Genomic DNA, 10443 nt, shown 5'->3' on the forward strand with positions numbered 1-10443 from the left:
GGGCCCCCGATGCCCTCTGGCCTGGGTGACGCCGATCACCTAGACTAGTGTCCAGTCAACCGTCCGGAAACCGCGGACGACCGAACGACGCCGTCGGAGGGCCCCATGGATTTCGGGATCGTGCAGTTCACCAGCGACCGCGGGCTCAAGCCCCACGTCCTGGCCCCGCTCATCGAGGACGCAGGTTTCGCGTCGTACTACGTTCCCGAGCACGGCCACATCCCGACTCGACGCGACGCCGCGCATCCCCGCACCGGTGACGAGACGCTGCCCGACGAGCGCTACATGCGCACACTCGACCCCTGGACATCCCTCGCGGCCGCCGCAGCAGTCACCGAACGCATCCGCCTCGCCACCGCGGTGGCATTGCCGGTGCAGTCCGACCCCATCACCCTCGCCAAGACGATCGCGACGCTCGACCACATCTCGAACGGCAGGGTCACCCTCGGCGTCGGATTCGGTTGGAACCTGGACGAACTCGCCGACCACGACGTCCCACCGAAGCGTCGGCGCACCATGCTCCGCGAATACCTCGAGGCCATGTCCGCGCTGTGGACGCAGGAGGAGGCCGAATACGCCGGCGAGTTCGTGAACTTCGGCCCGAGCTGGGCGTGGCCGAAGTCCACGCAGTCGCACATCCCGGTCCAGGTCGGCGCCGCGGGCAACGAGAAGAACTTCAAGTGGATCGCGCGCAGCGCCGACGGCTGGATCACCACCCCCGGCGAGGAGGACATCGAGGGATCGGTGTCGTTGCTCAAGCAGATCTGGTCCGACGCCGGTCGTGCGGGCGACCCCGAGATCGTCGTCCTCGACTTCCGGCCGGTACCCGAGAAGCTCGAGAAGTGGCGCGAGATCGGGGTCACGACAGTGCTGTACGGCCTCCCCGACGACTCGGTCGAGCGCGCGAGCGGCTACCTCGCCAAGCTGGCCGGCAAGCTCGGCATCGCCCCGGCGGTCGTGTAGACCCGTTGGGAGAGGTGTGAGCGAAGCGAGCCACCCCCGCTCCCTGAGTCGAAAGAACCACCTGGCTCCTGTTCCCTGAGGAGGCCGGAGCTTGCGGAGGGCGCGGTCAACCCCTGCCCCCTGAGGAGCGCCCGGAGCTTGCGGAGGGCGCGTCAACCCCTGCTCCCTGAGGAGCGCCCGGAGCTTGCGGAGGGCGCGTCACGAAGGGTCCTGGTGAGATGACGTCGCCACCCTTCGTGGCTCGTCGCCATCGCTCCTCACACCTCAGGGAGCAGAGGGAGGGCGTCGCTTGCACCCCACAAACCAGCGGTTATGCGGTTCTTTCGGATTAGGGGGCGGTGGCTGGCCGCGCCCTCCGCAGACGGCTCAGGGAGTCGGTGCGACGAGCCGCTGGCGGACGTCCCGGAAGATCCCGTTGGCCACGCTGGTGCGGCTCACCGCATCGGCCGCCAGGATCACAGCCGCTGAGGTCCAGCAGCTCTTCTCCACGGGCCAGCGTTTGCCGTCGGCGAAAACCAGTCCGGTCCAATACGATCCGTCCGGGTCGCGCAGATGCTGAATCGACGCGATGAGCTCGATGGCATCGGCGGTGTCACCGAGGGCATCGAGTGCCAGTGCCAGCTCACAGGTCTCGGCGCCGGTGACCCAGGGACGATGGTCGACGCAACGAACGCCCTTGCCGGGGACCACGAACTGTTCCCACCGCCGCGCGATGAGTTCCTGCCCGTCGCGTCCGCGGACGGCGCCGCCGAGGATCGGGTAGTACCAGTCCATGGAGTGTTCGGACGGCGGGGTGAAGGTCTGCCACTCGTCACGCGTGACGTCGGCACGGATCGCGTCGCCGAGCACGCTGTGCGCCGCGATCCAGTCGGCGTCGGGCTGATCCATCTCACCGGCGATCCGGATCGCGCAGTCCAGCGCTTGGAAGATGCTGGCGTTCCCGGTGATCAGCGCTTCACCGAACATCGCTCCGGTCCGGTGGTCGCCGCCCCAGCGGAACGCACCGTCCTCACGCTGGAAGCGCAGCACGCAGTCGATCGCCGACCAGACCACCGGCCACATCTTCTGCAAGAAGGCGTCGTCACCGGTGATCAGATAGTGATGCCAGACCCCGACCGCGATGTAGGCGCAGAAGTTGCTGTCGGTGCCGGCGTCCTCCACCTTTCCTACGACGGTACGGATCGGCCACGACCCGTCGTCGCGCTGTTTACGCCGCGACCACTCGTAAGCCGCCTCTGCCTCGGAGTGAAACCCGGTCACGGACAACGCCATCGCCGATTCGATGTGGTCCCACGGGTCGGTCTGCCCGCCCGGGAACCACGGCAAGGCACCGTCGGCCTCCTGCATGCCGACGATCGCGGCACCGGTGGCCCGCATCTGCTCGGCCGTGACCACACCGGGGATCGCCGGGACGGCCGTCATGGGGCTCCCGTCCTGGAGGACCCCGTCATGAAGACGCGGTGGCGGTCTCGGGCTTGCGCAGGTAGATGGCCACCGACTTGCCGATGAGCGGGTTGAGCACCTGCTCGCCGACCCGGGTCAGCCACGGCTTGCTCATCATGTCCCAGACCAACAGCTGGTGGTAGCCCTTCACCAGGACATTGTCGTTGTTCTCGACTCCCACAGCGCATTTCAGCCACCAGTACGGGGCATGCAGGGCATGGGCGTGGTCGGTGCCGGTGACCTCGAGTCCGGCTCGCTGCAACTTGCCCGCGAGCTCGGATGCCTTGTAGATGCGGACGTGTCCGCCCTCGACCTCGTGGTACTCGTCCGACAGGGCCCAGCACACCTTCTCCGGCCAGTACCGGGGCACGGTGACCGCGGCGACGCCACCCGGCTTCAGCACGCGCACCATCTCACTGATCGCGCCCTCGTCGGTCGGGATGTGCTCGAGGATCTCGCTCATCAGGACGACGTCGAAACTGTTGTCCGCGTACGGGAGTCGAAGCGCATCCCCGACCTCGGCGCGCGCCTTGGCCGACGCGGGCACGTGACCCTCGGCCATCATGGCGTCGAACATCTCACCGACGTCGGACATGTCGCTCTCGGACATGTCGAAGGCGATGACCTCCGCGCCACGACGGAACATCTCGAACGAGTGCCTACCCTGCCCCGCCCCGATGTCGATCGCCTTGGTGCCCGGTCCAACGCCAAGCCGGTCGAAATCAACTGTGAGCACTCGATGTCCCTTCTGTTGCCCGCCGATGTCCGGCGAGCACGGTTTCGTAGTGAGCCGCAGTCTTCGCGGCCACCGCTGCCCAGCTGTAGTTCTCCTCGGCGCGTCGACGACCTCCGTCGCCGAGACGCGTCCGCAGATCGGCATCGTCCAGGAGCCGGCCGATCGCCTGCGCCAGGCGTCCGGAATCCCGCGGCGGCACCAGCAACGCTGCCTCCTCGGCGGTGCCGACGACCTCGGGGATCGCACCGGCCCGGGTTGCCACCAGCGGCGTTCCGCAACTCATGGCCTCGACCGCCGGCAGCGAGAACCCCTCGTACAACGAGGGCACACACGCCACCTCGGCGGAGGCGAGCAGGCCGGCGATCTCGGAGTCCTCGAGGCCGGACACCACCGAGACGCGATCGCCGATCGCCAGATCCTCGATCATCTTGGCCGACGGACCGTTCGGGTCCAACTTGGACACCAGTACCAATTCGACATCCCGCTCGGAGGACAGCTTCGCGACCGCCTCGAGCAGGTATGAGACACCCTTCAGCGGCGCGTCGGCACTGGCGACACACACGATACGTCCGGGAACGCGCGTGGCGGCCGGCGTGAAGATCTCGGTGTCCACCCCCAGCGGGATGGTGGTGATCCGACCCGACGGGATGTCGAAGGCCTTGCGGATGTCGACCTCGCTGCTGCGGGAAACGGTGAGCAGCTCGGGGATACGGCGTGAGACGCGCCCCTGCATGCGCAGGAACGAATGCCACCGCCAGGCACTGATCTTGCGCCATCCCTTGGCCGCCTTCACCGCCAGTGTGCGGTCGCGGGTGATGGGGTGGTGGATCGTCGCGATCAGCGGGAACCCGGCCTTCTGGATGTCGAGCAGTCCGTAACCGAGGCACTGGTTGTCGTGCACGATGTCGAAGTCGTCGCGGCGCTCTCTGAGAAGGCGCGCCACCCGGAGGCTGAACGTGAGCGGTTCGCCGAAGCTCGCCGTCCACATCGAGCCGACCTCGAGCACGTCGATCCAATCGCGGTACTCGCCCGGACGAGGCGTCCGGAACGGGTCCGGCTCGTCGTAGAGACCGAGGCTCGGCACTTTGGTGACGGTGACCCCGGCGTCGATGGCCACCTGGTCCAGTTCGGGGTAGGGCTGCCCCGAGAAGATCTCGACGCTGTGCCCCAGCAGTGCCAGTTCGCGGGAGAGGTGGCGGACGTAGACGCCCTGGCCACCGCAGTGCGGCTTGCTTCGGTACGAGAGCAGTGCGATGCGCACGGTCACTGCGCCCCGGCGGTGGCAGCCGCCTCGAACTCGGAGATGCTGACGAACTTCGTGCGGACCCGGCCGGTGGCCCTGCCCGCGGACTTCTCGGCGGCGTCGATCGCCTTCCAGCCCGTGAGGTCGATGCGGTTGGCGCCGCGGTCGGCCACGAGTGCGGCGACGTCGTCCCGCGAGGTCGAGGGGTCGTCGAACGCGGCGGCGACGAAGTCCGCGATGACCGCCTGCGCGGTCTCCTGACCGCAGATGCGGTTCATGCCGATACCCCCTGTCGCTCCTCGCTTGATCCAACCCGTGACGTACAGGCCGGGCATCACATCGCCGTCGGCCGCGGTCTGGACCCGCCCCTCGGTGTTGGGGACGACGCCGTGCCCCTCGTCGAACGGTAGGTCGGTGACCGGCACGCCCCGGTAACCGATGGCCCGCAGGACCAGTCCGGTCTCGAGGTCGAACCGATCCTCGGTGGGTGTCACCGCGACTGTCCCGGTCGCGTCGGCGTAGGCGTTGCGCACGCACGTAAGCGTAGCCACTTCCCCGTCACCGGCAATTTCGACGGGAGACGTGAGGAACCGGAACACGATGCGCTTGTTCCCCGGCGTCTGCGGACGCTCGGCGAATTCTCGGGCGAGACGCACCTTGGTGGCGATCGTCGAGTCGAGCGTGTCATCGGACTGCGCCGCCTCCGAGGCCGGGTCGAGGACCAGCTCGTCGGGGTCGATGACGACGTCGACACCGTCGACGTCACCGAGTGCCAGGAACTCGCTGTTGGTGTATGCCGCCTGCGCCACGCCGCGGCGGCCCAGGAGCACCACCTCGGAGATGTTGGATTCACGCAGCTTCGCGAGGGCGTGGTCGGCGATGTCGGTCTTGGCGAGCTCGTCGGGGTCGGTGACGAGGATGCGCGCGACGTCGAGTGCCACGTTGCCGTTGCCGACCACGACGGCCCGCTCGCCCGACAGATCGACGTCGAGGTCGGCGAAGTCCGGGTGACCGTTGTACCAGGCGACGAACTGGGTCGCGGCGACCGAATTGCGCAGATCCTCGCCTTCGATGCCCAGCCGCTTGTCGGTCGCGGCGCCGACCGCGTAGATCACCGCGTGGTAGCGGGCGACCAGCTCGTCGTGGCTGATGTGCTTGCCGACCTCGACATTGAGGTAGTAGGTGAAGTTCTTCTTCGCCGCGACCGAGGCGAAGGTCTTCTCCACGCCCTTGGTGGCGCTGTGGTCCGGTGCGACTCCGGCGCGCACGAGTCCGTAGGGCGTCGGCAACCGATCGAACATGTCGACCTTGATGGCCGGTTTGCGGACGAGCTCCTCCGCGGCGTAGAAGGCCGCCGGCCCGGCACCCACGACGGCCACGTGCAGTTCCTTCTCGGGCAGCTTGGGTGCCTTGCGCGGTGGCACGAGGCCGCCCTCGACGTCGTGGTCTTTGTAGTAGTCCGCGTTGATCTGGAGATACGGCTCGTCACGCTCGTCCAGCTGATCGTCGGGGATGATCGCCTCCACCGGGCACTCGTCGATGCAGGCGCCGCAATCGATGCAGGTCTCCGGATCGATGTAGAGGGCCTCCGCCGTCAGGAACTCCGGCTCGTCGGGCGTGGGGTGGATGCAGTTCACCGGACACACGCTCACGCAACTGGCATCGTTGCAACATGGGCGGGTAATCACATGCGCCATCTGCTGTTTCCTCGTGATCCGACACGTAGAACGTGTTCTATTTTTCCGATTGAATGTATCTTAGCCGCAAAGATACCGGCGACCTATCGGAGGGACTCGAGTGAGCCAGGTTACGCCAGCAGTGTCGGTTGCATCACTTCCGGATCGCAAGCCTGGTGCCCAGTTCTACGAGGTGGGTTATCGCGTCCGCACCGGCGACGTCGATCAGGACATGCGTGTGCGCCTCGATGCCGTGGCCCGCTACCTGCAGGACGTCGCCAACGACAACCTCGAGGCAACCGAGTTCAGCGCGACCGACCCGTTCTGGATCGTCCGGCGCACCATCATCGATGTCATCGAGCCCATCACCTGGCCGGGTACGGTGACCGCGCAGCGGTGGTGCGGTGCCCTGTCGACGCGCTGGACCAACATGCGCGTGCGCCTGACCGCCGAGCACGAGACCAACCGGTTCAACCCCCGAGCGCGTCCCGCGGGCCTGATCGAGACCGAGGCGTTCTGGATCAACGTCAACGAGCAGGGCGTGCCGTCACGCCTGTCCGACGACGCCTTCGCGATGCTGTCGGCGATGACCGACGAGCACCGCCTTCGCTGGCGGTCGATGAACCCCGAGAAGGCCCCGGACGCCGCCGACATCGACTTCCCCGACCGTGAACACGTTCTCCGGATCACCGACTTCGACCCGTTCAAGCACCTCAACAATGCCGCCTACCTCGAGGCGATCGAGGACGAACTGGTCGAGCATCCCGACCTGGTCGACGCTCCGCACCGGGTGGTCATCGAGTACCTGCGGCCCATCGTGCCGGGCACGCGGCTGGTCCTGCGCCGGGTGCGCGAGGGCGACCGGCTCACCGTGTGGTTGATGATGCCGGGCGCCGGCGACGAACTCGTGGTCGCGGCCAGCGTCGTCGTCGGGCCGCTCCCGGTGTGAGCAACTTCTACTGACCGCCCTGGAGCAGCAATTCCATCAGCTTGATCGGCGCCGCGCACGGATCGCCCTGGGGCGCGCTGCGGGGTTCGACGAACCAGGTGAAGATGCCGCGGCTCGGCGCGCGGGCGGTCACACCGCAGACGCCCGGCCGGTCGGGACTGCGCTGGGTGAACGCCGACTGGCTGGCGACCTTGATGTTCTCGGTCTGGAACCCGAGCTTCTTGGCCGTCTCCTTCTCCACGTTGACGTTGCCCCACTCGAACCAGTTGAACGTCACACTCACCACGTCGGTGGTGCCGGAGACCAGCCATCGGCAGATGGCCCCGCTGAACGACCGTTCGGCGAACCCGCCGCCGGCGACGACATCGGCGATCATCGCGTCGGGTAGCACATCGCATTCGAGCAAGAGCCGGTCGAACTGGTCGGTGTCGATGTCGCTGCTGCCGGACTGGTCCGCGGCCCCCAAGGGCACCGCCTCACCGTCGACGGTGCGCGCACACCCGGCCAGGGCGGTCAGTCCCAGCAGCAGCGCGGCGATCACGATGAGGGCGCGCTTCACGACGCACGCTCTATCGACAGCGTCGCCAGCTCGCGTGCGGCGTCACAGATCTCTTCGATCGGCCGTGGTGTCGCCGCGTCGCCGCGGATCGACCATTCGAAGAAGTCCGCGCCGAAACCGATGCCGACCTCACAGATCTGACCAGATTGCGTGTAACCGATGAATCCCTCGTGGCCGTCGATCTCGAGTCTGTTGGTGACGTCGCGCGACAACTTGACGTTCGCCTCCTCACGACCGATCGGCGATCCGCGATACCAGTTGAACGAGGCGACGGCACCCGTCCGCGAACCGGTCGTGTCCCATTCGCACACCGAGGTGTTGTTCACGGTCTCGGTGAGTCCACCGAACCCGGTGATGCGGACCACCTCCTCGAGGGACACGCCGCCGCATTCGCCGAAGAACGGTCCGGAACCGGCTTGGGCGGGCGCCTCTGGCGTGTTCGGCTTGTTCGGGTCGACTGTGGGCTCGTCACCTGAACAGGCGCCGACGAGAAGCGCGATCGCCGTCAGCGCCGCGACGAGGAACGTGCTGTCGCGCAGCCGATCCAACTGACGCCGTTCACGTTTCGTAGGACGACCGGCTCCGCGGTCGCGGCGCGGCTGACTCGCCAGGATCTCCTTCGGCGGGGGTGGTGGAGACCGGTCGACGAAGCACTCGGCGGCCATCGGCGCCGACACCCGCTTACTGATCGTCCTGGTGACCTCGACGATGCGCTCCCGCCCGGCGAGCCGAACCCGGACCTCGTCACCCGGCACCACCGGCTGGGCCGGTTTGGCGGTCACCCCGTTCACGCGGACGTGCCCGCCCCGACACGCGGCGCCCGCCGCCGATCTGGTCTTGGTCAGACGAATGGCCCAGATGTAGGCATCGACACGGGTGGACATGGTCAGCCGCCCAACCGACTCGTCCGCAACCCGGGAGTCCGTCCGGGGCAGGTGCCCCGACCCGGTTCAGTGCCCACGACGCCGACTCCCTTCACCGCGCTCTCGACCCTGCCGGGTGCTCGTTGGGCACCACTGTAGCGGCGTCGCCCACCCCGCCGCGGGTGCTGAACAGGCGACACCGTCAGCGCTTGCGCGTCAGCAGGTATGCGCCCCCGCCGACGGCCAGGACGAGGAACAGGATCGCCAGGAAGGTCTGGTCGAGCAGCAGCAACGTCACGAACACCGCGATGCCCGGTGACACCGCGACCAGGCTCATCGCCGGGTGCTGACGCACGACCTCCGACACCGCTCTGCTCTTGTCCCGATCGATGGCCATGATGCCCTCCCTGGTCGGTTGCACCCGGACCGGTCCGTGAACGGCCCGGGGTCGTGTGCCCAGGGTAGTCGCGTATCGCGACAGACCCGGAAAATCGCCCCCGTTCCGGTCAGGGACTCTGCGGCCTGACCCCTGCTCTCAGCTCATCGAACTGCCCGCGAAGCGAATAGCCATATCGTCAGCCACACGCTCCGATGTCGACAGATGTTTCTGCCCGATGAGTCGGCCGGGACGTCCAACGCGAACGTGTGCGGGTCGGCGAGGATGTCGGTGACCGCGGCGGAGCCGGCACCGATGTCGGGCCCACCCGATCATGTCTACTCCGTCTGACATGTCTATGCCGTTCAGCGGCTTCCATTCTGGTGGAATGTGGAGGGCCGCGGTTTCTACTTCTTGCTTCGCTCCGAAGTCTGGTCTGACCTGGTTCACCCGGGAAGTAATCGACTGCATATTGCATCAGATGAGACGCCCCGGCGTTCTCACAAAGGATGGCCGCGGCAACCCCGTCCGGCGCATAGTCGTGGCATGCTGCGTTTCTGTGCTGACGTCTCAGCCGCGGACTGGATCACACGAAGTCGTGACGCGACCGACGACGTCGCGTCGGGCCAGGCTTGGAAAGCTCTAGCGCTGTTCGGCCCTCCTGAGTTCGAGGCCTACGCACGGGTCCGTTTCATACCGGATCCAGACCGTCCTCACCAGAGCGTTCCGAGCGAGGACTTCACAGAGCCCGCCTATGAGGGCTACGAGCACGCCATCGTCGCCAGGACGTGTAGAGCCCTGGCTGCGGTGACGCGCAGCTCCGACGAGTGCTACTTCGCGATCTGGGCCGGCTATTCAGGTGTCGTGTCTCCTCTACCGGGTGGCCCTCGGATGTACATCCCCAACCGCGGCTACCACCTCTACGTCGGCACACTGTCCGACCTCAAGGCGTGGGAGGAGCCCTTGACGCACGAAACGCCTGCGCTGTTTCACGACCCGCCGGCCTTTGTATGGCCCGCTGACCATGCCTGGTGCCTGGCAAGCGACACCGATCCTCACTGGGCCGGGATCGGGGCGAACACAGCCACCATCCGCGACCTCACATTGCGAAACGACATCGATGTCGTGACCGCAGACCGCTACGGTCGCCAGCCGTTCTACGACTGACCCACGGAACCGAGGATGGATGAAACGTCGCGGATTCCGATTACTGACCGTAGGTGTATGGCAGGTTGGCGTTGATCAGGTTGCCGATCCGATGGCACAGATGACGGAGCCGGCGGTCTTCCGGGTCGCGACCCGCTTTCGTCTGCCGATGCGGTGCGACTCGGCTGGGCTCAGGGAACATGCGCGGGCAGTCGGCTGTTTCGTTGCACATCCTCGGCGTTGTACCCGCTCCTGTTGTCGGCTGCGTAGTGGTGATGACAACCCTGTTCGATCAACAGCCTGTGACTGTTGGGGTTTCTGTTCACCACGGTTCACTGCGGTTCACCACTGACGTTCTTGTGACATAGGTTGCCGCACAGCTCGATTCGACGGCAGATAGGTTGTGGACAAACCTCGTCGTCGAACGTTTTGGGATCTCCTGACCTGAAAGTGGGCGGTTTTCGGTCAGTTTCGATGTGGGAGTTCCGG

The 10443-nt window shown here is 66.7% G+C and carries 10 protein-coding genes; 3 read left to right on the forward strand and 7 right to left on the reverse strand.

The window, feature by feature from the left end; genetic code table 11:
- Window positions 1-105: 105 nt before the first annotated feature.
- Window positions 106-963, forward strand: a complete 858-nt coding sequence (locus tag M4D77_RS09400) for an LLM class F420-dependent oxidoreductase (protein ID WP_259936091.1) — start codon at window positions 106-108, stop codon at window positions 961-963.
- A gap of 366 nt (window positions 964-1329) precedes the next feature.
- Here the strand turns inward: M4D77_RS09400 and M4D77_RS09405 are convergent, their stop codons facing one another.
- Genes M4D77_RS09405 through M4D77_RS09420 form a run of 4 tightly spaced genes read right to left on the reverse strand, consistent with a single transcriptional unit; the run spans window position 1330 to window position 6082 of the window.
- Window positions 1330-2385, reverse strand: coding sequence for a prenyltransferase (locus M4D77_RS09405; RefSeq protein WP_068971116.1), 1056 nt, complete (start codon window positions 2383-2385; stop codon window positions 1330-1332).
- Between the two features lie 25 nt (window positions 2386-2410).
- Complete coding sequence (locus tag M4D77_RS09410) at window positions 2411-3142, reverse strand: class I SAM-dependent methyltransferase (RefSeq protein WP_259936092.1); 732 nt, start codon at window positions 3140-3142, stop codon at window positions 2411-2413.
- Window positions 3129-4403 (reverse strand): glycosyltransferase family 4 protein, encoded by a 1275-nt coding sequence (locus tag M4D77_RS09415; protein WP_259936096.1) that lies wholly within the window; start codon window positions 4401-4403, stop codon window positions 3129-3131. Before M4D77_RS09415 ends, M4D77_RS09410 begins: the two co-directional genes overlap by 14 nt.
- Window positions 4404-4405: 2 nt before the next feature.
- Window positions 4406-6082: an FAD-dependent oxidoreductase gene (locus M4D77_RS09420; protein ID WP_226513936.1), complete on the reverse strand. Its 1677-nt coding sequence runs from the start codon at window positions 6080-6082 to the stop codon at window positions 4406-4408.
- 100 nt (window positions 6083-6182) lie between these two features.
- Here M4D77_RS09420 and M4D77_RS09425 point away from each other — a divergent pair, with 100 nt between their 5' ends.
- Entirely contained in the window at window positions 6183-7010 is an 828-nt protein-coding gene (locus M4D77_RS09425; protein WP_259936093.1) for an acyl-[acyl-carrier-protein] thioesterase, read from the forward strand.
- A gap of 7 nt (window positions 7011-7017) precedes the next feature.
- Here M4D77_RS09425 and M4D77_RS09430 read toward each other — a convergent pair whose 3' ends face one another.
- From M4D77_RS09430 to M4D77_RS09440, 3 genes are all read right to left on the reverse strand, one after another.
- Window positions 7018-7569 carry a DUF3558 domain-containing protein gene (locus M4D77_RS09430; RefSeq protein WP_078114129.1) on the reverse strand — a complete coding sequence of 184 codons (552 nt, stop codon included), beginning with the start codon at window positions 7567-7569 and terminating at the stop codon, window positions 7018-7020.
- Window positions 7566-8453, reverse strand: coding sequence for a DUF3558 family protein (locus M4D77_RS09435; RefSeq protein WP_259936094.1), 888 nt, complete (start codon window positions 8451-8453; stop codon window positions 7566-7568). The genes M4D77_RS09430 and M4D77_RS09435 overlap by 4 nt, the downstream gene beginning before the upstream one ends.
- Window positions 8454-8634: 181 nt before the next feature.
- Window positions 8635-8829, reverse strand: a complete 195-nt coding sequence (locus tag M4D77_RS09440) for a hypothetical protein (RefSeq protein ID WP_058252431.1) — start codon at window positions 8827-8829, stop codon at window positions 8635-8637.
- 525 nt (window positions 8830-9354) lie between these two features.
- Between M4D77_RS09440 and M4D77_RS09445 the strand changes: the two genes are divergently transcribed.
- Window positions 9355-9975, forward strand: a complete 621-nt coding sequence (locus M4D77_RS09445) for a hypothetical protein (protein WP_259936095.1) — start codon at window positions 9355-9357, stop codon at window positions 9973-9975.
- Window positions 9976-10443: the final 468 nt, after the last annotated feature.

It is taken from the genome of Gordonia sp. p3-SID1431 (assembly GCF_025143765.1).
Lineage (GTDB): Bacteria > Actinomycetota > Actinomycetes > Mycobacteriales > Mycobacteriaceae > Gordonia > Gordonia hongkongensis.